The sequence below is a fragment of the Leptolyngbya sp. FACHB-261 genome, from assembly GCF_014696065.1.
GTDB lineage: Bacteria > Cyanobacteriota > Cyanobacteriia > FACHB-261 > FACHB-261 > FACHB-261.
This window is the reverse complement of record NZ_JACJPL010000005.1, coordinates 19,682-43,132: the sequence shown is the minus strand read 5'-3', so window position 1 is coordinate 43,132 and position 23,451 is coordinate 19,682. Positions and strand designations below refer to the sequence as shown.

Genomic DNA, 23,451 nt, shown 5'->3' with positions numbered 1-23,451 from the left:
CAAGCCAATATTGTTAAGGGTCGTTGCTTCCCCAGAGCGGTCGCCTACTGCTCTCCTTAGTGGCAAAGCTTGGTTGTAGTAGGAGAGGGCTTGCTGCTTGTCGCCGAGAGAGTTGTAGACCAAGCCAATATTGTTGAGGGTCGTTGCTTCCCCAGAGCGGTCGCCTACTGCTCTCCTTAGTGGCAAAGCTTGGTTGTAGTAGGAGAGGGCTTGCTGCTTGTCGCCGAGAGAGTCGTAGACCAAGCCAATATTGTTGAGGGTCGTTGCTTCTCCAGAGCGGTCGCCTACTGCTCTCCTTAGTGGCAAAGCTTGGTTGTAGTAGGAGAGGGCTTGCTGCTTGTCGCCGAGAGAGTCGTAGACCAAGCCAATGCTGTTGAGGGTAGCTGCTTCCCCAGAGCGGTCGCCTACGGCTCGCCACAACAGCAGGGCCTCCTCATATTTGACAATTGCCTGCCGCAAAGCTTCCGCTGTCCCTTGCTGCCGCAGTCGCTGTCCCTCTGCAAACGCTCGTTGGGCGGCAGCGCGTCTCCCGTCTTGTGTCGTTGTTGGCGATTGCTTAAGCCTCGCTACATCCTGACCGTGCACCGCAGTTGTGATTCCCGGCAAAAGCAGAAGACAGGCAGAGAGAAGCAGGCTATGGGAGAGATACCACAAGATTGAGTTCCGACTGATTCTCTGAACCATAGCCATGCCCTCTGGTAAATAACCGCTCTTGGCTATCAGAGTAGAGCAGTGTGTCCGTTGCCTGTACAGACAAACACTTAGAGACGGAGTTTTGGGGAGTTGCGGCGCTTTCAGATAGAACCTCTAACCACCACACAAAACTTGCAAGACTCCCCGCATCAATAGCTCAGCTCCACACTGAGCAAGACTTGCCTCCTAGTGCAGGGACGGTTTGGTAGCCTGTAGAAATGAGCGACTCTACCTCCCCCAGCATCTCCCACGCCCCCCCCTCCAGCGCCCCCAAGAACCACGACTACCGGGCGGTAGAGCGGGCTGACCTCACGCCGATGATGCAGCACTACATCGCCATGAAAGAGCTGCACCCTCAGGCGATCCTGCTCTACCGCATGGGCGACTTCTACGAAACCTTTTTCCAAGACGCGGCTCTCCTCTCCCGTGAACTGGAAATCGTGCTCACCGGGCGGGAGTCGGGCAAGAAGATTGGGCGGGTGCCGATGGCAGGGATTCCGCACCATGCGCTAGACCGCTACTGCACGCAACTGGTAGAGAAGGGCTACGCCGTTGCCATTTGCGACCAGATGGAAGACCCGGCTGCGGCGCAAGGATTGGTGAAACGGGAAGTCACCCGCGTGATCACCCCCGGTACGGTGTTGGAAGAGGGCATGCTCAATGCCCGCAAGAACAACTTCTTGGTGGCAATGGTGCCCTCAGGCAAGCATTGGGGGCTGGCTTATGCCGATGTGTCTACGGGCGAGTTTTACACCACGCAGTTGGAGAGCACCGAGCAGCTCACGCAAGAACTGCTGCGCCTGGGACCGTCTGAAATTCTGTTGCCGGTGGATGAACCGGACCTGGTGGGTTTGCTGCGTCCCGGTGAAGGGGCTGGGCAGTTGCCCGAGGGCTTGCCCCGGCAGTTCTGCTACACCTTGCGCCCTCAACGGCCTTTTGCCCTGACCGAAGCTAGAAGCCGGATTTTAGAAGCCTTTGGTGTGCGCTCATTAGAAGGTTATGGCTGCGAACATTTGCCGCTGGCCGTGCGAGCCAGTGGTGGCTTGCTGGAGTATCTCAGCGATACGCAAAAGAGCACCAAACTGCCGTTGCAGCGGCTCAGCACCTATACCGTCTCGGCCTATCTCAGCCTTGACCCCCAAACCCGCCGCAATCTGGAACTCACCCAGACCGTGCGCGATGGCACCTTCCATGGTTCCTTGCTCTGGGCTCTGGACCGCACCCGCACCTCGATGGGCGGTCGCCTGCTGCGCCGCTGGCTCTTGCAACCGCTGTTAAATGCCGAGGAGATTCGGCAGCGGCAGGCCACGATCCAGGAACTGGTGGATGACGGTCACCTGCGCACTGATTTGCAAACTCTGCTAGACAGCATTTACGACCTGGAGCGTTTGGCGGGTCGGGCCGGATCCGGCACTGCGAATGCGCGTGATCTGATTGCGCTAGCGACCTCTTTAGGCAAACTGCCAGAAGTCACAGCCTGCGTGAGCAAAGCCCATTCGCCCCTGCTCAAACCCTTGCAACAGGTGCCACCGGACCTAGAGCAGTTGGGTCAGAAGCTCAAGCGCACGCTGGTGGCAACGCCGCCGCTCCATCTCACCGAAGGCAACCTGATCCGTGAGGGTGTGGATACGCAGTTGGACTCGCTGCGGGCGGCAGTCGAGGGCGATGTGGAATGGATCAAAAACTTGGAGGAAACCGAGAAAGTTCGCACCGGCATCAACACGCTTAAAGTTGGCTACAACAGCACCTTTGGCTACTACATCAGCATCTCGCGGGCCCGTTCGGCGCAGGCACCTGACGAATACATTCGCAAGCAAACCCTGGTCAATGAAGAGCGCTACATCACGCCAGAACTGAAGGAGCGAGAAACACGCATCCTCACCACCCAGCGCGAACTGCAAACCCTGGAGTACGAGATCTTCAGTAACCTGCGCACTGAGGTGGGCCAGCAGGTGACGGCGATTCGGGAAGTGGCAACGGGCCTGTCTACGGCAGATGTGCTGGCTGGACTGGCGGAACAGGCGGTGTATCGCAGCTACTGCTGCCCTCAAATCAGGGAGGACCGCACCCTGGCCATTGAGGCAGGGCGACACCCGGTAGTTGAGCAGTCGTTGCCTGCAGGCTTCTTCGTGCCTAACTCGGTGCATCTGGGGGTTGAGCACCCGGACCTGATGGTGCTGACCGGTCCCAACATGAGCGGCAAGAGCACGTTTTTGCGTCAGACTGGGCTGATTCAGCTGATGGCGCAAATTGGCAGCTTTGTGCCTGCTGACCAGGCAACTTTGGGCTTGTGCGACCGCATCTTTACTCGGGTTGGCGCCGTTGATGACCTGGCAACGGGGCAATCGACGTTCATGGTCGAGATGAACGAGACAGCGAATATCCTCAACCATGCCACGCCCAGATCGCTGGTGCTGCTGGATGAGATCGGGCGGGGGACGGCGACCTTTGATGGGCTGTCGATTGCCTGGGCGGTAGCTGAACATCTGGCGAGCCAAATCGGCTGTCGCACGGTCTTTGCTACGCACTACCACGAACTCAATGAACTAGCGAGCCTGCTGCCCAATGTGGCCAACTTCCAGGTGACCGTGAAGGAACTGGAGGACGAGATTGTGTTTCTGCATTCGGTGCAACCAGGCGGCGCGGACCGTTCCTATGGCATTGAGGTGGGGCGGCTGGCGGGCTTGCCCGCTTCGGTGATTAATCGTGCCAAGCAAGTGATGGCCCAAATCGATGCCAACAGCACGATTGTGGTGGGCTTGCGCTCCTGCAATGAACGCCCGCGCAAACCGGCTGCTAAGCCTAAGGATCAACTGAGTATTTTTGAAGCTCAACTAGACTAAGGCGAATGGGTTGCCCCCTCCTAACCTCCCCTTGGCAAGGGGAGGTTAGGAGGGGTTTTGATAGATAGCTCTTATTGAGAGAATTGGTATTAGCAGGTTGATAGATCTTGGAAATTTATTGAGAAATTAGCAAAACACTAATTCTGTGCTGACACTGCTAAGTCAAATCGCTTAAGGATAATCATTGAGAATACATACAGCTGCTCTTAGCAGTCAGAAAAGCAACATTTCTGCTATTGCTTTTTGGCTATTAAATAGCAATCTTCTCAATAAAAACTTAAGCTAGACCTTAACTTGGCAATGCCAGCACAGATATTTGCTCTTTTAAGATGCTGTCTTAACCAGATGCGTAATTGGCTGCGCGATTAAGTGCGCACGGCCTCTGGAAATAGTTCTTTGACTTCAGCAGAGAGAATGCCAGTAATATCCTCCATTTCACCGGCTGGAATGTGGTTAGTCATGACTCGAAATACTGCCCGGGCCAACTGTTCGATATCAAGGTCTGGCTCGCTTTTGGGAGAGTAGCTGTGTAGGTGCTCGCGCAGCAGGTTGAGGAATTCCGCTTTGGAGCGAGCGGGGCTGGGGGTGCGCTCAGGTTTCCAACTTTCGTAATAGAATCCCGACAGCAGAATGGGTAGTTCTGCTCCTAAGTTTGCTGCTTCGCCAATCGTCAAACGATCGCGTAAGACATGCAGGGTTGCACGTAGTCCTTGGAAGGCTTTGTGCTTGTCATCCAAGCCCAATTCTTTTGCGACTTCATTAACCCACTGATAAGTCAATTCAGTGGTTCTATCGAACACGTTTAAGCCAGTCATTAATATTGTTACCTTTTGTATCGTGGCACTGATCATGCTAACGAGGTGATAACAGGCTGAAGTCTGTCTAATTACAGAGATCTGTAGCTATGAGGTCAGTCCCTGGAGCTACGCAGTTCATCGGCTCAGTCAGTGAACAGGAAAAACGGCCACAGATCTGGTTTATCTCGATCGACTGAGGCTGTTAGCAATCAAGTGGCTCAAGCGGCAGCGTCTCTCAAGTGCTCAGGCCTTAGGTCAGTTCAGATGAAGTTGAGCTAGGTAGTTCTACCTTGATAGCTAATCACTGTCTTGCAGGAGCTTGGCGTCACTGAGCTAGCGGTGAGTGCGACTCAATACTCGCTTAATAGTGATTTTTGATATAGAGAATTCCTATGAATCGCTTATCTCACTCCAACTAAAAGTGGAGTAGAACCAAATGAAGCGCTTTGTAAATAGCTGCTGAATGCTGATACTCACGGAGAGAATTATTCTATGAGCAGGCAATTAAAAGAGAAAGCAGCCCCTGATCGCAACTGGTTAGGCAGGGTCCAAATTATTGATAGTTTGGAAAATTTTCAGGATCTGATTGTGATTTCTCTCTGTGTTGGTCTATTCAGCACAATGGTGTTGAAATTGTGGGCGGTGTTTGTATCCTTGCTACATCCGGTCAATTTTCAAGCCATTTCTTCAGAGATTCTGTTCATTCTGATTCTGGTAGAGCTATTCCGCCTGCTGATTATCTATTTGCGGGAGCACCGGATCTCAGTGAGTGTGGCTGTGGAAGTTGCGATTGTCTCGGTGCTGCGAGAGGTCATTGTGAAAGGCGTGCTGGAAATTCCCTCAGCCCAAATCACCTCAACTTGTCTTTTTCTGCTGGTACTTGGGAGCCTATTACTCATTCGAGCTGGAATGGCTCGGCTCATGCATGTATCCGGTCCCGAACCTCAAAAGCAACTCCATTCTGGGGAACATAAGGATGGCCTAGCTTCAACCCTAAGCCTTGCTCACATAGAGGATTATGGCAGCCTTGCGGCTTTAAAGGACCCGTAATTGGCAGTGCAGAAATTGGCGTAGCTCGTCCCGCTTCGCCATTGGGAATGATACCCACTCACTTTTGAACTTCTACAGATTGACCCCTTTCAACCTCCTCTTGCCAAGGGGAAGTTGGGAGGGGTTTTGATTGGTAGTGCTCATTTAGAGAATTGGTATAAGGGGTCCAGGAGTGAAATGAAGTGGTCCGCGACCGCAATGCAGAGGTTCAGGAGCGGAACGCAACAGTTCAAGCTGTCTCTTGCCCATACCGCCGCAGTTGGTAATGTTGCAATCGCCAGAGTTGGCGCCAGTAGTCGAGCACGGTTTCCGGGTATTTGAAGCGCTGAGTCTCGGCCTTGATCACTTCGCCGAGCCATTCGAGCAAATGCAAGTCGGTACAGGCGGCACGGATGGTTAGAGCGCAAGCTTCTACCCAGGCTGCAAACTTGCGATAGCTGAGGAAGATGCCCCCTCGGTCAAGGCGGTGAACGAAGAGGATTTGCGCCCAGTGTTCAATGCGGCAGATGAGCGAGGGAGGAATGCCAAGGAACTGCGCGACTTGAGCGAGAGAAATGCAAAGCTGCGGCTGTAACACCTGGGTAAGGTGCATGGTAAGAACTCCAAAAATTTGAGGGCAATAGAGCCTTTGACCCTATTCAGGGTCGAGAAAGGCAGGTGCTAAACTGCCCCCTAGCCGCCAGGTCGTGAGTGACGACCTGAGCGGTTAGTTCCCCAGAGTTTGTCTAAGACCCTGGGGGACGCCTAGGGGTCCAGTTGCCTGTGTGGAAGTTAGCAGGGACTGGATTCCGGAGTCAAGGGGGTAACCCAAAAAAGATCTGCGTGTTGCAGTTAACCAAGCATTGTGAGCACTGAAACTTAAGCGACGGCCCCCTTCCAACCCACTGTCTTTTCTTCCTACTCAGCTAGAAAAACGATGGCTATGCTAAATGGACATCTCAGACTAGTTTGGAACCTGGAACGAGATTTGTTTATTAAGTAATTAAGAGCACCGCACCCAGGAGTCTTTCACCTGAAGAAAAAGGAGTTTCTGTGCATATTAGACGTCTACGTTCCCATGTTTCTAATTGAGCCACCTCGTACTGGCGAATATATAGCAAAGGTGCTGTTGATCCACCTGAATTTGAGATGGATCAACAGCAGAGTAGCCGTTGATCCATCTCAAATCCGAAGCTCTACAGCTAAACTCCGTAGAACAAGTGTTATGTGCCTCAAGTCCTCGGTAGGATGTAACGCCGCTATGAGAACTTAAAAGCATTCATTCGCTATTTTTCCTTCACTCTCCTGCACCGACTATCTGTAATCAGTAGATTCAGCCAGAGCGCGCCATTGTGCCGTTTCTTGCTCGACGTAAGCGTTCTTCTGGGCAATGGCTTTAAGGGTGTCTGTACCGAGAGGCAACCGGAGAGGTGGAGTATCAGCATTCGCGAGTTGAAGCATCGCTTGGGCAAGCTTGGTGGGGTCTCCCGGCTGTTGATAGCTCAAGTCAGAGGCGATTTTACGAACTTTGCCGACCGTCTCCGCGTAATCCTCAATTTCCATTGCAGTGCGCTGGAGCGAGCTGCCATCGAGAAAACCAGTCCGGAAGTAGCCCGGCTCAACCACAGTCGCATGGATGCCCAAAGGAGCTACTTCATCATGCAAAGCTTCGGTAATACCTTCAACCGCAAACTTGGTTGAGGAGTAGACGCCCCAGCCTGGAGTAGAGCGATAGCCCCCGATTGACGATAGGTTAATAATGTGTCCAGAGCGGCGCTGGCGCATGCTGGGCAATACGGCACGGATCACATTCAACAGCCCAAAGACATTCGTGCGATAGACCCGCTCAACCTCTTCTGCACTGGTTTCTTCGATGCCGCCCAGTACACCAAATCCCGCGTTGTTAACTAATACATCGATCTGCCCAAAGCGTTCCAGCCCTGCTGCAACTGCCGCTTGCACCTGAGTCTCGTCGGTAATATCTAGGCTAAGCGTCAATACATTGGGGTTCGACTCAAATTGATCCAGATCGGTCTTTTTGCGGGCGGTCGCAATTAATTGGTCTCCTGCTGCCAAAACGGCTTTCGCGATTTCGGCTCCAATTCCACGGGAAGCACCTGTAATGAACCATGTTTTCTGAGTCATTGGTCTATCTCCTCTATTGCCTTATCCTTTCATTGCTTTTCTGGCATGGGTTCATCATAGGTTTTCGACGCAAGGTTCTAAATACATAAACTTTGCAGGTTCTTGCCTAATTTTCTCAAGCAGCCGCTCGATGATCCTGCTCAATCCCGTTATTCAAATACTTGCTCTGCCGTAAGAAGAGTGCAGGATCATTGAGCGGCGTTAGAAGATAGAGCTTAAACGGAAAGGGGCGCTCCAACAATCCAAGTGTCGTGCTGACGGGCAAGATCTGTCCAACCTTCGGGCGGTGTTTGACCGATTTGGGGGAAGAATTCGTCGATTCCACCAGGGACAAAGGTGCCGAGCAATCGAGCCCTTCCGGGTCCAAGATTCACCCATCCATGCACGGTGTTACGGGGTACCACAACCGATGTTCCGGGCGCGACCTCAAACTCTTCGCCCGCGCAGTGAAAGCGAAATCTGCCTTCAAGGACTTCAAAGATTTCTTCCCTATCTTCGTGATAGTGGAGTGGCGGTCCGATGAACGGTGGAACATCCACCTCAATAATTGTGAAAGCTCCACCGACATCTTTAGTTATGGACGCGGATAGCCATCTGCTCACCAGGCACTGTATCGAACCAGTCGAGATCCTCGCTTCGTCCGACGATTGCAACTTTGCTTTGACTGAATTGATTACTCATTGTTTTAGAGGTAAAGGTAACGCTGTGCATTCACTGGGCAGCAAGCGTCGCAGGAGCAACGGTGGGTTTGATATTCTGGTTGCGATGAAACAGATTGGTCGGGTCATACTGGTTCTTGAGCGCCACGAGTCGTGCATAGGTAGCAGGTGGGTAGACCTCACGAATCCGCTCTCCCTCGTCTGCCAGAAAACCGACATAAGCACCGTTAGCGTAGGGTAAGAGTGTCCGAAAGACTTGCTGGGTGCGGGCATCGAGACTGGCAGCATCAGCCGATAGCGGTGCGAAATGAGTGACCAACACCATGCCCTGTTTATCGCGGTGAGCAAAGGCTGTTGCATCAGGTGCGATCCGACTCATCGCGCCACCCAGTACCCGCAGGGTGATCAGCGTTTCAGGAGACAGGATGGATTGAGCGGATTCAACTAATGCGTGGATCATCTCGTCTGAGAAAGTCTCGAAAAACTGCGATCGAGAATGATGCTGAAAGCCAGGGATTTCACCAACTGCTGTGAATGCAAAAATAGCCGAATAGGGCATAGGCGCAATCAGGTCGGCAATCGGGGTGGCAAGCTGACGCAGAGGAGCCACAACCCGCTCACCCTCGTTGATGTCACCGGTGTAGCAGACCATAATCACGATGACTGGGGTTCCCTGCTTATCGGGTGGAATGAAAGGAGCGGGAGGTGCCAGCATGAACAAAACTTCAGTGGAGAGTTCATCCGGTGCTGCCGCTGCCAGACGGGTGTACTCTCGCAGGATACGCTCGGACTCCGTTGCCTCATAAAAGACGGCACCCCCCAGAACAGTTCCGCCTGGATGAAGGTTTACCTCGAAAGCGGTCGCCACGCCGAAGTTGCCACCGCCACCGCGCAGTCCCCAAAACAGTTCGGGATTTTCGTCAGCACTGGCACGCAGCAGTTGTCCATCCGCTGTAACCAGCTCCACTGCTTGCAAGCGATCAATCGTTAAACCGTAGGTGCGAACCATCCAACCGATGCCGCCGCTGAGCAGCAAACCACCTACACCCACAGAGGCAACGTCGCCTGCTGTCAATGCCAATCCAAAGGGCTGAAGCTTTTCGGCGACTTCACCCCAGGTAAGACCAGGTTCGAGACGGGCTGTGTGGCATATCGGGTCAATCGTAATCGTCTTCATCTGGGAAAGATCGATCACCAGTCCATCGGTATTGGTGCCATGTCCGGCTGCACTATGCCCCCCGCTGCGCACAGAGAGCGTCATTGCCTGCTCACGCGCAAAATTGACGGCGACTTTAACATCTTCCGCATCAGCACAGCGTACGATCGCAGCCGGGTAGCCATCAAAGCTACCGTTCCAGACTTTTCGTTCTGCTTCATAAGCAGGGTTATCAGGCAGGATCAGTTCACCTTGGATCTTTGAGGCGAGTATCTCGATTGCTTCTTCGTAGTTATGCTGCTCTTGGGAAGAAGTTATTTGAACATGAGTTTGCCCATTTCTCTCGTATTGAGCAGTTCCTTGATTTTGTGACATTAGTTACTTCCTTTCATTGTTTGAAGACATGAGAATACTTCTGTTCATCAATGCGCTGTCTCATGAACAGTAATTGATGAACACCAACACACTCCGCCATTCACCATCTCTTGCTAGGACGCAGTTAACTTTATTGCCTTATCCTTTCATTGCTCTTCCGGCATGGGTTCATCATAGGCTTTGGACACAAGGTTCTAAATACATAAACTTCTCAGGTTATTGCCTAAAGTTATCAAGCAGGAGTATAGTGCTCAAAAGAACCCTCTATAATAGGCGCAGTAAAACGATAAGAGGGATGTCTAACGATACGCCGCTAAGCAGAGAACCCGGTATGGCAGATGAATCCTTAAAGCGCGAGACCACAATTGATGCTTGTCAAGAACTGGCGGAATTAGTGGCCCGCCACACGGATGGCATGGGGAACGGTATCCATGCAACAGCGATCGCTCAGTTGGAATTGATGCGAGAATCTGTGGCTCCTACGGCACTCCGCGCTGTGTATGAACCGACGCTTTGCATTATTCTTCAGGGTAAAAAAGAAACCTTACTGGGACAGGAAACCTATCACTATGGTGCAGCTCAATATATTGTTGTCACTGTAGATTTGCCACTCAGTGGCAATATTGTCGAAGCGACACTGGATAAACCATATCTATGCTTTAAGTTAAGCCTGGACGCGACTCAGCTTTGGCATATTATCGACCAACTCCAGCGCACTCCAGCTCAAAAAGAAAGTTCAGTGAGAGGCTTGTTCGTAAGCGATGCCAATACCCAATTGATTGATTGTGCCACCCGGCTCACACGGCTTCTGGAGACGCCCGAGGATATTCCATTCCTAGCACCGATGATAATTCGCGAAATCTATTACCGTCTATTAATGGGCGACCAGAACGAGGCGGTTTGGCAGATTGCGACCTCCGGCAGCTATATGCAGCGCATTGCAGAGGTGATTAAACAGATCAAAGCTGAGTTTACAAAACCATTGAGCATGGATGATTTAGCAAAGCAAGCGAGTATGTCTTCTGCATCATTTCATCGGCACTTTAAGGCAGTGACCTCAATGAGCCCGCTGCAATATCAAAAGCAGTTGAGGTTATTGGAAGCCCGTCGCCTAATGCTGGCTGAAAATGCGGATGCAACCTATGCGGCGTATCGGGTTGGTTATGAGAGTCCTTCTCAGTTCAGTCGCGAATATTCCCGCATGTTTGGCACCCCGCCCAAGAAGGATGTTGGGCGTTTACGAATTGCCTGAGTATTGGCTGTTCAGTTATCGTTGGAGATTAACGTTAAACTGAGTGACTCGGCACATAACAACCTTGCTGCACCAGGATGGATCTAAGCTCTCGTTGAGATGCAACATTTGCTGCGTCCGGTGAGCAGGAACGTTAGCCTGCTTAGGTTTCGGGGTGTAGCAGTAGTCCGAAGCTCCGTTGGTTTGTGACACAGTATAGTGGGCTGTGTCAAGATAGTCTATCTGGTGTTGACAGTTCAAGAGCTGAAATAAAAGTGTTAACATCCAGCATTCTGCAATATTTAGGACATCTTCAAGATGTTGATTACTTGGCTGCGATCGTTACTTCAGTACCCTCACCAGAACTCTGCAATACTATCAACACACTTCTTCAATCTGAAAGATTTCAACATTCATGTTCGCTCAGAAGCAGAGTACGAGTATCAGTTACTGAAATTTTGGAGTGAGGAGAATGAACTACCAAGGACAGAACGTAAAAAGAAGCGGAAAGATTTGGAACGTCGATATAAGCCAAGATTCTGCTTTGCTTATGTTTCGGGTGCATTTGTTAACTATTTGTACAATAGAGAAGTGAAGCAATATTCTATCAGTGAGCTTGAAGCATTCATTGCAGACATAGGTCAAACGTGTTGATTATCGTGAGGGCGGTGCAGGCTAACAACCGCCATGCCCTTGCATCATCTTCTCTACTCAAGACAAAACACTCAGTATGGGGCAAACATTGCGCTTTGCCTCACACGATCGGTAGGATCAAGTAGCTTGGCTTAATTAAATAAACATGTTGCAGCAATGTTAGGGCTTCTTATGTTTTACTGGCAGCCTGAACTTTGTCAAACGTTGCCCCGTCTCCGAAGAACTGCTTCTGTACAATATCCCAACCTCCTAAATCCTGAACAGTGAACAAGGTTTTGACTGGAGGATACTTTGATGCTACCTCTGCAACCACACTAGGGTTAACGGGACGGTAGCCTAGCTTAGCAAATTCTTGTTGGGCTTCTGTTGAGTAAAGAAAATCGACAAACGCTTTTGCCACTTCTTCAGTTCTGTGCTGCTCAACGTTTTTGTCTACTACGGCAACAGTACTGTCGATAGAAATGTTAACTTCAGGAATTGTGTAAGGCAACTTCTGCCCATTCGTTGCAGACAGAATGATCTCGTTTTCATAGTTGATCAAGACATCTCCCTGCCTTTGTTGGAAAAATAGATCACTAGCCTCACGCGCATCTTTTGTTAAAGTGGGAGCGTTTTTATAGACTTTAGTTACATACTCCAGCGCTTGCTGTTCATCCCCCCAGTTTGGGTTGTAGAACCCCACAAAGCCAAAAACTCCCAAATCGCGATACCAGACGTTTTGGGGTTAGCTGCAATCAACCTAATATCGTCTTTTGCCAGGTCTGCCCAAGTCTTAATGCCTTTAGGATTGCCAGGACGTGTGACAATAGCAGCCACCGATTGAGTCACAACTCCATTTTTGGGAGCTTTTTTTCCCAACCCGGTTTAATCAACCCGGCTTGCTGAATTTTATTGATATCTAGAGCGAGTGCCAGGTGTACTATATCTGCTTCTTGCGAGTTTTCGATGACAGCCTGAGCTTGAGAACCAGACCCCCATAGCTCTGCACGAAGCTGACATTTTGGTGATGTTCGTTCTTCCACTTTTCAACAAATTTTGGAATAATCCGATCGTGAGCGGCTTTCGTCACTGAGTAGGAGACTAACTTTAGCTCGACATCTAGTTTGGTAGCAGAGCTGCTTTCGCAGGCAGCGATCGTTACGCTTAAGCTAATTCCTATCAGAAATAGACAGACAGAACTCCACAGTGAACGTTGGTTGAACCAAGTTCCCGTGAGCTGTTTACCCCACCGTCTAATCGTCTGTAAAGCTTTGAAAATATAAGTTTGAACTTGCGTAATCCAATACATCGTCCTATGCACTAAGTTGATAAGGTATGAGGGTCTTAATCTGGAACCACAATATTTTCTAAGCCTACTTCTGCTGGTGGATATTGCGGATGCATTGCCTCAGTCTTCGGAAGCATTTGGATCAAGATGAGCTAAGGAATGGGCTGCCCAGGATGGACTCGGTAGCGAGGATAGTCTGGTTTAGGGGGCGACTTCTCTACTACGATTTTTTCAGGTGCCATCTCCTCGGCAGATTCAGTTGTTGCCTTCGCTGCCGCTTGTTGAGTCTTGGAAGATTCTGCTGGCGCTACATGATTAGTGACAGCAGGACTACTATTGGTTGAATGGTTTGGCTGGCTCATTTTGTTTCCTTATCTGCCTTAACCAAAACGCCCGCTGATATACTCCTGAGCTTCCTCAGTCTTTGGAGAATTAAAGATCTGTTCGGTAGGACTGAACTCAACCAATCTTCCCCGCCGCTTGCCGCTAGAATCTGTCTCCGTATTAAAAAATGCGGTCAAATTTGAGATTCGCGATGCTTGCTGCATATTGTGGGTCACGATGATGATGGTGTATTGCCCCTTCAGTTCCATACAAAGCTCTTCAACCTGCTTTGTTGAAATTGGATCGAGAGCCGATGCAGGTTCATCCATCAAGATCACATCTGGCTTCATAGCAATTGCTTGGGCGATGCAAAGCCGTTGTTGCTGCCCTCCCGATAAATCTGTCCCTTTTGCTTTCAGCTTGTCTTTCACCTCATCCCAAAGTGCAGCCCGCCGCAGCGATTGCTCCACCAATTCGTCCATATTCCCTTTGTAACCGTTGGCTCGTGGACCAAAGGCAATATTTTCGTAGATTGACTTAGGAAAAGGATTGGGTCGTTGGAATACCATCCCAACTTGCCGTCGGACTTTTACTGGATTGATTTTGGGGTCATAGATGTTTTTGCCCTGGTAGTTGATCTTACCCTCAACCCTGGCTCTAGGAATGAGATCATTCATCCGGTTAAAGCAGCGCAGTAGGGTGCTTTTACCACAGCCCGAAGGTCCAATAAAAGCAATGATCTTTCGTTCAGGAATTTCCACATTGACTTCCTGAAGTGCCATAAAGTCACCGTAGTAAACCTTGACACCTCTAACTGCAAAAGTTGTTGTGTTGAGCGTGTCCACAGCTGCATTGTTCGATCGCATACGTATAGTTCCTAGTGTTGCGTTACAGTTGGATGAATAGTTAGAGGTCGTAGAGGCACGTGTAAGCAAACTATTTGTGCAATACAAGTTCTACCAACGAACTCGCTTAAGTAGAGGTAAAAAGCAGATGTTTTATTTCAGCAGTGAGAAGCGATTTCGCAGGTAGATTGCTATCCCATTGAGAACCAGAATGACAAACAATAAGACAATGATGGTTGCGGCAGCAGCGTTGGCAAAACCAGGCTCAGGACGAGTAATGTAACTGTGAACATGATTCCATACCGTTTGCCATTTAGTTGTTCCCAAGCCGTAGGATGCTTCACGCAGGGCATCAGGAACAGCTCGAATTGCCTCTCTCGAAGTCACAATAATGACGGGTAAAGACAGCAGAGATAAGGTTAATGCGCCGGTAATCAATGATGGACCAAAACCTAAAAGATAATAGAAAACGCCTAACCCTAGTAGCCCATAGACGATCGAAGGGATTCCAGCCAAGTTGGCAATATTAACTTCAATAATATCGGTCCACCAAGCTTTGGGTGCGTATTCTTCAAGATATAAAGCCGCCCCTACTCCGATCGGCACGAAAATTAGCATGACTAATAGCCCTAGAAGAATGCTGCCAAAGATAGCAGGGCGTATCCCTCCTTCGTCACTAATAGCCCTAGAAGAATGCTGCCAAAGATAGCAGGGCGTATCCCTCCTTCGTCTGAAAAACGAGAAGGCATCTCAGTTAAGAAACCAGGCGTCAGCAGCCAAAGTAGCAATATAGAAGAGGCAGAAAAGCTGTTTGAACGGTGGGTTAGTATTTTTGCAAATCGCAACGATGGCAGCGGACAGTGGGCAATCACGCTCAAAAAACTCAAGAAGTGATTGGGATGATTGCGCTGATGCAATTAAGAGAAGGAGAGGAGCTGACGTAGGACTATGAGATTGGATGGCATTTGAAACAGACAGCATGGGGACAGGGATACGCAACAGAAGCAGCAAGGGCAGTTCTTGAATATGGCTTCGATCGCCTGAAACTACCAGTGGTTTACTCAATCATGCATCCAGAAGATATTTCCTCAGCGCGTGTCGTAAAGAGGCTGGGAATGAACTGGGCTGGTCACACTAATCAACATTACAAAACGGAGCTTGAAATGTATCAGCTGGAAGCACATGCTTGGAGGCAATCAGTATAAGGAATTGAAGCGTGAGAGGTGCTGGCTAACAATTCCTCTGTACTGGAATGAAGCCAAATTATGGCTGAGAAGCGGAGGTTATTATCCGCTGTGATTTGCATTCTAGGCAGCTACCTTGTTTGCGGCCGTGCCAATTGTCGTTCTCACGGTGCAAGTTCTGTTTGAAGAACAATTCTTGAGACAGGAATTAAATGACTACGCTGCTTATGCCGAGAGAGTTTGATATAAGCTCTTGGCCTATCTCTGGCAAAACGGGCAATCGAGATGAGTGCCCCTGTCGTAAACCGTAGTCCTGTTTCGTCTAATGAGTGAATACTTACTAATAGACAGTAGATCGATCTATGAAAGGCCGAATGGATATTTGTAAACAAATGTTTAAGACACTCGTTGCTGAGGTGAGTTCAAAATCACCCAGTCAGGTGATTAAGTGTATAGTACTTCTGTACTATTATTGCTTCGATCATTTCAGGTGCAACCCCTATGGCAACAGCAATACTGAGTGAACTTTCCTTCACAACCCATTTTGTTGATGTGCATGGGCATCAGATCCGCTACATTGACAAGGGGCAGAGCAACCCAATTCTGTTTTGACGAATCAGGGACGTTGCATTGCTCCCGATCTAAAGAACTAGCAGCCTGGTACGCCTCATTAGGCTAATTTGGCTGACAAGGTTAGATAGTTGTTGCGGATATCAAAGTAGAACTTTCAATCCAAATAAATAGGGGCTTTGGACATGGACAATAATCCCAGCGTTCTCTCACATGTCTCGATTGGCACCAATGATTTTGAACGGGCTGTTGCTTTTTACGACGCTGTATTAGCTCCTTTGGGCTGCAAGCGATTGATGGAACATCCAGGCGCGATTGCCTATGGCAAACAGTACCCTGAATTTTGGGTGGGAACCCCATTTGATGGACAGCTCGCGACTGTTGGCAATGGTTCGCATATCGGCTTTATCGCTCCTACGAAAGCAGCCGTTCATGCTTTCTACGAAGCAGCACTAGCAGCAGGTGGTAGAGACGAAGGTGCGCCCGGTGGCAGACCTGACTACAGTGAGCTGTATTACGGTTGCTTTGTACGTGATTTAGACGGACACAAGGTAGAAGCTGCTTTTTGGGATGAGCAGCTTGAGCAAGAACTCAATCAGGGTAAGCCTACGTAAGCTGAACGATCGAAACGTTTTATCGATTTCGTAAGAGAGGAATCAGCCATGCACACTAAATTCATTCCGGCTGGATTTCATAGCGTGACTCCTTATCTCATTGTTCAAGGAGTAAATCAACTGCTTGAGTTTGTCAAAACAGCATTTGATGCTGAGGAAGTTCTCTTCGTGAAACAACCCGATGGTTTTATCAGACGTGCAGCCGTGAGAATTGGTGACTCGATGGTGGAGATGTCTGAGGCGAAGGGAGAGTGGACACCGATGCCGGGAGCAATTCATCTATATGTAGGTGACACTGATGTTGTTTATGAGCGCTCGCTCCAGGCAGGTGCAACCTCCCTCCAGAAGCCAACGGACATGTATTACGGAGAGTGTAGCGCTGCTGTAAAAGATCCAGTTGGCAATCACTGGTATATCGCCACCCATACCGAAGACTTACCATCAGAGGAATTAGTGAAGCGGGAAGCAGACTTTTTAGCACAACAGCACTAAAGGGTGATCAGCCACTATCGTTAACCGGCTGTCGATCGAGTTATCCATTCCCAACTCATGAAGAGGCTATATGTCTGACATTCTTAACATTGTCAACCTGAACGAATTGGACTGACAGGAGGAGCATTATTCTGAACATCACACGGGTTGGTCGAGGAGTTTTAGCATCATTAGATGTTCGTCATAGAAACGCCTAGATGCGTGAGAATGTCTCTTGCTCAGTTTCATAGATGCGGAAGCCAAGCGATTGGTAAAGATCAGTCCCTACGGAGTTGCGCTCTGCGCTAATCGCCGCTTTTTGCTGGGTCACGACCGTTAAGTTAGCGAGAATGCCATTATTGTGTCACAATTCTGTGTTGCAAATCGTTCATCATTTCCTCTAAGTGAAGCGATATGGTAGGAATGAATGGATGCTCAAATTCTATAGGCAACTGGTGCCAAGTACACCTCAAAGGAAACGTTCATTTTGCCAAGGGCGATACCAAGCGATCGCCCTCTATCTTCCCGATAATTTGTTCTAGAAACTCTAAAAAGACTTTGACCTTCTGAGGGACATATTTACGACTGGGATAGATTGCGTTGGTTGGCACTGGAAGCGATGACCACTGAGGTAATGCTTGAGGAATTAGGTTTGAGCAAAATTAGAACCTACATCCAAAGTGGCAACGTTGTTTTTCAAAGCAAAAAATAAACAATGTAGAACTTTCACAAAAAATAGGCGCTGCTATCGAGAAACGTTATGGTTTTGCGATTCAAGTCTTGATCCTCGATGTAGATGAGCTACAGAGCGCGATCGCAGCGAACCCTTTCGTAGAGATTGAAGCCGAACCGAACGCACTACATTGCTTTTTCCTATCATCGTTGCCAGAGAATCCTGATTTGAAAGCTCTGGACAGGGTGAAGAAAGATAGTGAGTAGTTTAGGCTGATTGACAAGGTGTTTTATCTCTATGCATCTGAAGGAGTTGGTCGATCCACACTTGCAATGAAAGTTGAGAAGACGCTTGGAGTTGCTGTAACCACTCGCAACTGGCGAACTGTTCGTAAAATTAGGGAACTAGTGAAATAATTGAATGCTGATCGAAACTATTCAGTCATATTTGCGTGTCGCAACCAGCCATCAACGCGATACAGAACAAATTGGTTCATTTCTCGCTACCTTCTCTCGTTCCAACGATACTCCTTTCCTCAACTATGCTATTCCCGATGACAATGCCACACCATCACGCGCCGATGTGGCTGCTCTCATCGCTGCCTACGAAAAGCGATCGCGGAAGCCGCGTTTAGAATATATCCCGCAGTTAGCGCCTGCTGTTAAACCAGTGTTGATTGATGCAGGCTTTTGCGTTGAAGGACATCTGCCGCTCATGACCTGCACTCCTGAATCGGCGCAAAGTCTTCCAGTTCCCCCAGGGATCGAATTGATTTTGCCAGTTTCTGATGCCGATCTGCTTGCCACAGTCTCGGTTCAGAACGAAGCTTACGGCGCTCCTCCGCCCGACTCTGCCTCGATGGCCCGACTCCGAAACAGCCTCGAAGCAGGTGGAATCGCTGTTTTAGCCCGAATTATGGCAACGGGTGAACCTGTAGGCGCGGGCGTGTGTACTGTACCCAGTCACCAAACGACAGAGATTGCAGCGATCGGGGTACGTGCTGCTTTCCGTCGTCGGGGTGTGGCAGGGTCGCTGACAACCCGATTGGTGCAGGAAGCTTTTGCTGCGGGTGTCTCTTTACCTTTTCTGATGGCTGCACAGGAAGCAGAGAAAAGGATTTACGCTCGTGCAGGCTTTGCTGAAGTCGGTGAGATTCTACACATATCGCGTCCCACAAAATAGACTATGGGGACTAAGTTCGTGCGCGATCGCTGCATGACCATCGCGAGGCAACGAACGGAATCAAGCTGCTGCTGAGTTCAAGATTACTTACTGACGCGGATTTAAGCCGTTAGACCGACAGCAGCCAAAAACCACCAGATAGAGAGAACTTCATGCATGACCAGCAAGTGGTGGTGCCAGACAACACAGCCGTGCGGGTTGCTTTTGGCGGGCGTTGCATGTAGAAATCGATTTGCGCCGCACGTGTTCGAAGACGAAGTCGGCTTGAAGCTAGCAGCTCTAGACGCCGGACGGCTGCGAGGTCCGTCCCGGCGTCAAGCAAGCGGCAATGGAGGCACAAGCCAACGGTGCGCGCTTCATCAGCTTCTTCACGCCGTCAGAGATGCTGGCGCTGACCGGAGATCCCGGCTTTCGAGAAGTCCAGCCTATATCGGCTGCTACGCTTGCTCAACGCTACTTCACGGGCTGGGCAGATGGCCTTCGTCCGCCCAATAATTCAGAGGAACTGCTATTGGCGACTACCTGAGATCGAACGGTCTAACGCTCCGGTTGCGGCGGACAGCGCTGCAACCGGAGCGTTAGCTGGACGCATTGATGTACTACTACCCAGCACTGGAGGACGCATCGTGGCCGAGATAACCGCGGATGTTTTCGTAAGCTGACGCGCGCGTTGCCCTGCTGACGTATACGCTGCCTCAATCCGACCGCATCAGCTAATGAATCGTTTAATGAATCGTTGCAGCTGACGAAGGTGTGCAGCATCCCTGACCGGTGGCATAGATCACGCTCGCGCCTTCGCAGCTAAACTCCGGCGTTAGAGCGCATCAAATGCACCGGTCGCCATGTCTCAAATCATCTTCGAAACCGAGCGTCTAGTTGGTCGACGCCTTGAACCTGACGACCTGACACCCATGCTCGCCATATACGGCGACGCGGAGGCTATGCGATGGGTCGGTGATGGCCAACCTATCACGGAGGAACAGTGCGTGAAATGGCTCGAGGTTACCGAGAACAACTATCGTGTGCGCGGCTACGGAATGTTCGCGCTCGTGGAGCGCAGTTCTCAGGGCGTCATAGGGTTTTGCGGGCTGGTACACCCCGGTGGTCAGAACGAGGCCGAGATCAAGTACGCGCTCGCACGTCGCTACTGGGGTTTGGGTCTAGCTACCGAAGCTGCTACTGCCATGCTTACGTTTGCAGCTACGGTTGTGGGCCTACACCGCGTCATAGCAACTACTGCTCCAGAAAACATCGCCTCGCACAAAGTCCTGCTCAAGGCAGGCATGGCCCGCGAGGAGCTTCGCCTGAACGATGATGGCAGCTACACACAAGTCTTCGGCTGGCGCTACTGCGCGGATAGAAATTCTTGCCGATGAGTGTGAATGTGATGCGCCGGTCGCGATCGTTAGTGCGCGATCGCTGCATAACCATCGTAAGGCAACGGACGGAATCAAGCTGCTGAGTTCAAGATTACTGACTGCCGCTGATTTGAGCCGTTAGGCCGCCCGCAGGCCCAGACACTTCAGGAGAACCAATGTTTGACCACGTCAAATTCGGAGTCAGTGACTATGCAGTGAGCAAAGCGTTCTTCCTCAAGGCGCTCGAACCGCTTGGCGTGGCTGTTGTCTCGGAGGGGCCTCCGACGTACGGGGTCGAGCTTAGCTCACCTGAGGGTAAGGCTTCATTGTGCCTGTACCAAACCGAGGAGAAGCCGGCGCATCTTCACCTGGCGTTCAGGGCCGAAAATCGCCAGCAAGTCGAAGCTTTCTATCGCGCGGCTCTGGAGTCGGGTGGCAAAGACAATGGTGCGCCTGGTCTGCGCCCGCACTATCATGCGAACTACTATGCAGCTTTCGTCATTGGTCCGGACGGGCACAACATCGAAGTGGTTTGCCAAAAATCCGAGGCCTAATGTTCGCTCATATTAAGGGAGGAGCGGATGGACTGCTACGTGTTGGGCTTCCAGGAGATCGACCAGACGCAGGTCGCAGTCGTTGGCGGCAAGGGCGCGCACCTGGGGGAGCTTTCGCGGATCGAGGGCATTCGCGTGCCGGCTGGCTTTTGCGTGCCGGCTGGCTTTTGCGTGACCACGGACGCCTTCCGGCGGATCATGGCGGCAACGCCGACGATCGACGCTCGGCTCGATCGGCTGTCGCGCTTGAAGCCGGACGATCGGGAGGCGATCCGCACGCTTAGCGCAGAGATCCGCCAGACCATTGAAGCGATCGCCATCCCCGACGATCTAGCGGCAGCGATTACTCGCCCGCTTGCCAGGCTCGGCGAGCAAGCTGCTTACGCCATCCGATCCAGTGCAACGGCGGAGGACTTGCCAACGGCCTCCTTCGCAGGCCAGCAAGATACGTACCTAAACGTGATGGGGTCGGCGGCGATTCTCCAGCACGTCAGCCGCTGCTGGGCCTCGCTGTTTACCGAGCGGGCTGTGACCTACCGCTTGCGGAACGACGTGGACCACCGGAAGGTCCACATGGCCGTGGTCGTGCAGCAGATGGTCTTCCCGGAGGCGGCTGGCATCCTGTTCACCGCTGACCCCGTTACAGGCAACCGGAAGGTCTCCTCCGTGGAGGCCAGCTTTGGTCTCGGCGAGGCCCTGGTCTCCGGCTTAGTGAATGCCGATGTCTACAAGGTGCGAGATGGCGAGGTCATCGCCAAGGCGGTGGCTGCCAAGCGGCTTGCCATCCAGGCCTCGTCGGCTGGCGGGACGCAGGAACAAGCGATTGAGCCCGAGCGGCAGGAGCAGCCAGCGCTGACGGATGTGCAGGTCGTGCGGCTCGCGCAGCTGGGCCGGCGGATCGAAGCGCACTTTGGCCGCCCCCAGGACATCGAATGGTGCCTAGTCGACGATGGCTTCCAGATTGTCCAGAGCCGGCCGATCACCACGCTGTTCCCCATCCCCGAGGGTGCCGATGGAGAGAACCACGTTTACATCTCCGTTGGCCATCAGCAGATGATGACCGATCCGATGAAGCCGCTGGGCCTCTCCTTCTGGCAGTTGACGACCCGCGCGCCGATGTCCGAGGCCGGCGGTAGGCTGTTCGTGGACGTCACCCGGAGGTTGGCTTCGCCAGCGGGCCGCGCTGGCCTCTTCAATGTCCTGGGGAAATCCGACCCGCTGATCAAGGACGGTCTGCAGCGCGTCCTTGATCGCGGCGACTTCATCCGTCCGCTCCCGGACGAGGGACCCGGTGGGCCGCCGCCCGTCGTCCCCTCCGCCCCGAGCGAGATCGACCCGGCCATCGTCGGCGAGCTGATCGGGCGTAGCCAGGCGTCCATCGCCACAGCCAAGCGCGACATCCGGACGAAGTCCGGTCTGGCGCTCCTCGACTTCATCCTGGCGGACGTCCAGGAGCTGAAGCGCATCTTGCACGATCCGCAGAGTCTCCAGGCGATCATGGCGGGGATGGAGGCCACCTGGTGGCTCAACGACCAGCTCCAGGCGTGGCTGGGCGAGAAGAGCGCGGCCGACACGCTCGCGCAGTCCGTCCCCAACAACGTCACATCGGAGATGGGGCTGGCGCTTCTGGAGGTTGCGGACGTGATCCGCCCGTACCCGGACGTAGTGGCGTTCCTGCAGCACGTTGAGGACGAAAGCTTCTTAGAGGAGCTGCCCAGACTCGTGGGCGGTCAGAAAGCACGCGACGCCATCCAGTCCTGGCTCGACAAATACGGTATGCGCTGCGTCGGCGAGATTGACATCACGAGGCCGCGTTGGAGCGAACACCCCACTACGCTCGTGCCCTTGATCCTCGGCAACATTAAGAACTTCGAGCCCGGCGCTGGCAATCGGCGCTTTGAGCAAGGGCGGCAGGAGGCGCTGAAGAAGGAGCAGGAGCTGCTGGAGCGCTTGCGGACCTTGCCGGACGGAGAGCAGAAGGCCGAAGAGACGAAGCGGATGATCGACCGGGTCCGGACCTTCGCGGGGTACCGGGAGTATCCGAAGTACGGCATGGTCAGCCGCTACTTTGTTTACAAGCAGGCCTTGATGGAAGAAGCCGAGCGCCTCGTGCAGGCCCGGGTGCTTGGTGAGAAGGAAGACATCTTCTATCTCACCGTCCAGGAACTCCACGACGTCGTGCGCACGAACCTGGTGGATGACGGGCTCATCCGCCAGCGCAAGGATGCGCTCAGGTCGTACAGAGCGCTCACGCCGCCCCGAGTGATCACATCGGATGGTGAGGCCATCACCGGGGCCTACCGACGCGACGATGTGCCAGCCGGTGCGCTGGTCGGCCTGCCGGTGTCCGCCGGGACCGTTGAGGGGCGGGCTCGCGTCATCCTGGACATGGCGGAGGCCGACCTCGAACCGGGCGACATCTTAGTCACCGCCTTCACGGACCCAAGCTGGACGCCCCTGTTCATTGCGATCAAGGGCCTGGTGACGGAGGTGGGGGGCCTGATGACGCATGGCGCGGTGATCGCACGGGAGTATGGCCTGCCAGCCGTCGTAGGGGTGGAGCAGGCCACCCGGCTGATCCGGGATGGGCAGCGAATCCGCGTGCACGGAACGGACGGTTACGTCGAGAGCCTGCCCTAACGGGCCAGCCCACGGAGCTGATCGTGTGCTTTGAGGGGGTGGCCGGGGATTACAGCGGCTCCTCGCGGCTCCGGTACATCCGACACCTGGGATGGGGCCTACTCGGCGACACCCTCGGCAGCCATGTCTGTTGGAATTTGAGAAGGTGTTGCAGGTTCAATTGGGTAAGTTTTGTTGAGCTGCTTGT

At 52.1% G+C, this 23,451-nt stretch carries 24 protein-coding genes and 1 pseudogene; 12 read left to right on the top strand and 13 right to left on the bottom strand.

What is annotated here, in order from left to right; all coding sequences use genetic code 11:
- The coding region (locus H6F94_RS03645; protein WP_199320190.1) for a tetratricopeptide repeat protein at positions 1–684 on the bottom strand (684 nt) is incomplete at its 3' end.
- A gap of 227 nt (positions 685–911) precedes the next feature.
- On the opposite strand from H6F94_RS03645, the gene mutS reads away from it, so the two are divergent.
- The gene (gene mutS, locus H6F94_RS03640) at positions 912–3,536 is read left to right on the top strand and encodes a DNA mismatch repair protein MutS (RefSeq protein ID WP_190800882.1); all 2,625 of its coding nucleotides are present in this window, start codon (positions 912–914) and stop codon (positions 3,534–3,536) included.
- 365 nt (positions 3,537–3,901) lie between these two features.
- On the opposite strand, the gene H6F94_RS03635 is transcribed toward mutS, so the two are convergent.
- A complete protein-coding gene (locus H6F94_RS03635; RefSeq protein WP_199320189.1) occupies positions 3,902–4,351 on the bottom strand; it encodes a DUF2267 domain-containing protein in 450 nt (149 codons plus the stop codon).
- A 474-nt stretch (positions 4,352–4,825) separates the two neighbouring features.
- On the opposite strand from H6F94_RS03635, the gene H6F94_RS03630 reads away from it, so the two are divergent.
- On the top strand, positions 4,826–5,383 hold the full coding sequence (locus tag H6F94_RS03630) for a phosphate-starvation-inducible PsiE family protein (protein WP_190800881.1): 558 nt from the start codon (positions 4,826–4,828) through the stop codon (positions 5,381–5,383).
- Positions 5,384–5,612: 229 nt separating this feature from the next.
- Here H6F94_RS03630 and H6F94_RS03625 read toward each other — a convergent pair whose 3' ends face one another.
- From H6F94_RS03625 to H6F94_RS03610, 4 genes are all read right to left on the bottom strand, one after another.
- Positions 5,613–5,975, bottom strand: coding sequence for a hypothetical protein (locus H6F94_RS03625; RefSeq protein WP_190800880.1), 363 nt, complete (start codon positions 5,973–5,975; stop codon positions 5,613–5,615).
- Positions 5,976–6,676: 701 nt separating this feature from the next.
- The gene (locus tag H6F94_RS03620) at positions 6,677–7,507 is read right to left on the bottom strand and encodes an oxidoreductase (RefSeq protein ID WP_190800879.1); all 831 of its coding nucleotides are present in this window, start codon (positions 7,505–7,507) and stop codon (positions 6,677–6,679) included.
- Between the two features lie 215 nt (positions 7,508–7,722).
- Entirely contained in the window at positions 7,723–8,046 is a 324-nt protein-coding gene (locus H6F94_RS03615) for a cupin domain-containing protein (RefSeq protein WP_199320188.1), read from the bottom strand.
- 172 nt (positions 8,047–8,218) lie between these two features.
- Complete coding sequence (locus H6F94_RS03610) at positions 8,219–9,697, bottom strand: FAD-binding oxidoreductase (protein ID WP_190800878.1); 1,479 nt, start codon at positions 9,695–9,697, stop codon at positions 8,219–8,221.
- A gap of 295 nt (positions 9,698–9,992) precedes the next feature.
- On the opposite strand from H6F94_RS03610, the gene H6F94_RS03605 reads away from it, so the two are divergent.
- The gene (locus H6F94_RS03605) at positions 9,993–10,949 is read left to right on the top strand and encodes an AraC family transcriptional regulator (RefSeq protein ID WP_242040972.1); all 957 of its coding nucleotides are present in this window, start codon (positions 9,993–9,995) and stop codon (positions 10,947–10,949) included.
- An 802-nt stretch (positions 10,950–11,751) separates the two neighbouring features.
- On the opposite strand, the gene H6F94_RS32060 is transcribed toward H6F94_RS03605, so the two are convergent.
- The 6 genes from H6F94_RS32060 to H6F94_RS03585 all read right to left on the bottom strand — a co-directional run bounded on the left by H6F94_RS32060 (position 11,752) and on the right by H6F94_RS03585 (position 14,636).
- Complete coding sequence (locus tag H6F94_RS32060; RefSeq protein ID WP_277877974.1) at positions 11,752–12,282, bottom strand: extracellular solute-binding protein; 531 nt, start codon at positions 12,280–12,282, stop codon at positions 11,752–11,754.
- A complete protein-coding gene (locus H6F94_RS32810; protein ID WP_313949217.1) occupies positions 12,210–12,398 on the bottom strand; it encodes a substrate-binding domain-containing protein in 189 nt (62 codons plus the stop codon). The genes H6F94_RS32060 and H6F94_RS32810 overlap by 73 nt, the downstream gene beginning before the upstream one ends.
- An 8-nt stretch (positions 12,399–12,406) precedes the next feature.
- Entirely contained in the window at positions 12,407–12,604 is a 198-nt protein-coding gene (locus H6F94_RS32055) for a hypothetical protein (protein WP_242040977.1), read from the bottom strand.
- A 397-nt stretch (positions 12,605–13,001) separates the two neighbouring features.
- Positions 13,002–13,211 (bottom strand): hypothetical protein, encoded by a 210-nt coding sequence (locus tag H6F94_RS03595; RefSeq protein ID WP_190800877.1) that lies wholly within the window; start codon positions 13,209–13,211, stop codon positions 13,002–13,004.
- 18 nt (positions 13,212–13,229) lie between these two features.
- Complete coding sequence (gene pstB, locus H6F94_RS03590; protein WP_190800876.1) at positions 13,230–14,039, bottom strand: phosphate ABC transporter ATP-binding protein PstB; 810 nt, start codon at positions 14,037–14,039, stop codon at positions 13,230–13,232.
- Positions 14,040–14,171: 132 nt separating this feature from the next.
- Positions 14,172–14,636 carry a PstA family ABC transporter permease gene (locus tag H6F94_RS03585; RefSeq protein WP_199320187.1) on the bottom strand — a complete coding sequence of 155 codons (465 nt, stop codon included), beginning with the start codon at positions 14,634–14,636 and terminating at the stop codon, positions 14,172–14,174.
- A 335-nt stretch (positions 14,637–14,971) separates the two neighbouring features.
- Here H6F94_RS03585 and H6F94_RS33435 point away from each other — a divergent pair, with 335 nt between their 5' ends.
- The 3 genes from H6F94_RS33435 to H6F94_RS03570 all read left to right on the top strand — a co-directional run bounded on the left by H6F94_RS33435 (position 14,972) and on the right by H6F94_RS03570 (position 16,878).
- Positions 14,972–15,223 (top strand): GNAT family N-acetyltransferase, encoded by a 252-nt coding sequence (locus H6F94_RS33435; RefSeq protein ID WP_396426413.1) that lies wholly within the window; start codon positions 14,972–14,974, stop codon positions 15,221–15,223.
- A gap of 734 nt (positions 15,224–15,957) precedes the next feature.
- Positions 15,958–16,386, top strand: a complete 429-nt coding sequence (locus tag H6F94_RS03575) for a VOC family protein (protein ID WP_190800875.1) — start codon at positions 15,958–15,960, stop codon at positions 16,384–16,386.
- 48 nt (positions 16,387–16,434) lie between these two features.
- A complete protein-coding gene (locus H6F94_RS03570; protein ID WP_190800874.1) occupies positions 16,435–16,878 on the top strand; it encodes a VOC family protein in 444 nt (147 codons plus the stop codon).
- 461 nt (positions 16,879–17,339) lie between these two features.
- On the opposite strand, the gene H6F94_RS32805 is transcribed toward H6F94_RS03570, so the two are convergent.
- The gene (locus H6F94_RS32805) at positions 17,340–17,468 is read right to left on the bottom strand and encodes a hypothetical protein (protein WP_277877972.1); all 129 of its coding nucleotides are present in this window, start codon (positions 17,466–17,468) and stop codon (positions 17,340–17,342) included.
- A gap of 8 nt (positions 17,469–17,476) precedes the next feature.
- On the opposite strand from H6F94_RS32805, the pseudogene H6F94_RS33430 reads away from it, so the two are divergent.
- From H6F94_RS33430 to rph, 6 genes and pseudogenes are all read left to right on the top strand, one after another.
- A pseudogene (locus H6F94_RS33430) lies at positions 17,477–17,796 on the top strand (DUF1697 domain-containing protein).
- Between the two features lie 154 nt (positions 17,797–17,950).
- Positions 17,951–18,712, top strand: a complete 762-nt coding sequence (locus H6F94_RS03555) for a GNAT family N-acetyltransferase (RefSeq protein ID WP_190800872.1) — start codon at positions 17,951–17,953, stop codon at positions 18,710–18,712.
- A 328-nt stretch (positions 18,713–19,040) separates the two neighbouring features.
- Positions 19,041–19,238 (top strand): hypothetical protein, encoded by a 198-nt coding sequence (locus tag H6F94_RS03550; protein WP_190800871.1) that lies wholly within the window; start codon positions 19,041–19,043, stop codon positions 19,236–19,238.
- A gap of 316 nt (positions 19,239–19,554) precedes the next feature.
- Positions 19,555–20,088: a GNAT family N-acetyltransferase gene (locus tag H6F94_RS03545; protein ID WP_190800870.1), complete on the top strand. Its 534-nt coding sequence runs from the start codon at positions 19,555–19,557 to the stop codon at positions 20,086–20,088.
- A 158-nt stretch (positions 20,089–20,246) separates the two neighbouring features.
- The gene (locus tag H6F94_RS03540) at positions 20,247–20,624 is read left to right on the top strand and encodes a VOC family protein (protein WP_190800869.1); all 378 of its coding nucleotides are present in this window, start codon (positions 20,247–20,249) and stop codon (positions 20,622–20,624) included.
- A 27-nt stretch (positions 20,625–20,651) separates the two neighbouring features.
- On the top strand, positions 20,652–23,264 hold the full coding sequence (gene rph, locus H6F94_RS03535) for a rifamycin-inactivating phosphotransferase (RefSeq protein WP_190800868.1): 2,613 nt from the start codon (positions 20,652–20,654) through the stop codon (positions 23,262–23,264).
- Positions 23,265–23,451 lie beyond the last annotated feature (187 nt).

What these genes read in the sequence shown, in the direction of transcription:
- H6F94_RS03620 (WP_190800879.1), bottom strand. Translation starts at nt 7,507, where the DNA reads ATGACTCAGAAAACATGGTTCATTACAGGTGCTTCCCGTGGAATTGGA.
- H6F94_RS03630 (WP_190800881.1), top strand. Translation starts at nt 4,826, where the DNA reads ATGAGCAGGCAATTAAAAGAGAAAGCAGCCCCTGATCGCAACTGGTTA.
- pstB (WP_190800876.1), bottom strand. Translation starts at nt 14,039, where the DNA reads ATGCGATCGAACAATGCAGCTGTGGACACGCTCAACACAACAACTTTT.
- H6F94_RS03625 (WP_190800880.1), bottom strand. Translation starts at nt 5,975, where the DNA reads ATGCACCTTACCCAGGTGTTACAGCCGCAGCTTTGCATTTCTCTCGCT.
- H6F94_RS03575 (WP_190800875.1), top strand. Translation starts at nt 15,958, where the DNA reads ATGGACAATAATCCCAGCGTTCTCTCACATGTCTCGATTGGCACCAAT.
- H6F94_RS03595 (WP_190800877.1), bottom strand. Translation starts at nt 13,211, where the DNA reads ATGAGCCAGCCAAACCATTCAACCAATAGTAGTCCTGCTGTCACTAAT.
- H6F94_RS03570 (WP_190800874.1), top strand. Translation starts at nt 16,435, where the DNA reads ATGCACACTAAATTCATTCCGGCTGGATTTCATAGCGTGACTCCTTAT.
- H6F94_RS03610 (WP_190800878.1), bottom strand. Translation starts at nt 9,697, where the DNA reads ATGTCACAAAATCAAGGAACTGCTCAATACGAGAGAAATGGGCAAACT.
- H6F94_RS03550 (WP_190800871.1), top strand. Translation starts at nt 19,041, where the DNA reads ATGGAGGCACAAGCCAACGGTGCGCGCTTCATCAGCTTCTTCACGCCG.
- H6F94_RS03545 (WP_190800870.1), top strand. Translation starts at nt 19,555, where the DNA reads ATGTCTCAAATCATCTTCGAAACCGAGCGTCTAGTTGGTCGACGCCTT.
- mutS (WP_190800882.1), top strand. Translation starts at nt 912, where the DNA reads ATGAGCGACTCTACCTCCCCCAGCATCTCCCACGCCCCCCCCTCCAGC.
- rph (WP_190800868.1), top strand. Translation starts at nt 20,652, where the DNA reads ATGGACTGCTACGTGTTGGGCTTCCAGGAGATCGACCAGACGCAGGTC.
- H6F94_RS03540 (WP_190800869.1), top strand. Translation starts at nt 20,247, where the DNA reads ATGTTTGACCACGTCAAATTCGGAGTCAGTGACTATGCAGTGAGCAAA.
- H6F94_RS03635 (WP_199320189.1), bottom strand. Translation starts at nt 4,351, where the DNA reads ATGACTGGCTTAAACGTGTTCGATAGAACCACTGAATTGACTTATCAG.
- H6F94_RS03585 (WP_199320187.1), bottom strand. Translation starts at nt 14,636, where the DNA reads ATGCTAATTTTCGTGCCGATCGGAGTAGGGGCGGCTTTATATCTTGAA.
- H6F94_RS03605 (WP_242040972.1), top strand. Translation starts at nt 9,993, where the DNA reads ATGTCTAACGATACGCCGCTAAGCAGAGAACCCGGTATGGCAGATGAA.
- H6F94_RS03555 (WP_190800872.1), top strand. Translation starts at nt 17,951, where the DNA reads ATGCTGATCGAAACTATTCAGTCATATTTGCGTGTCGCAACCAGCCAT.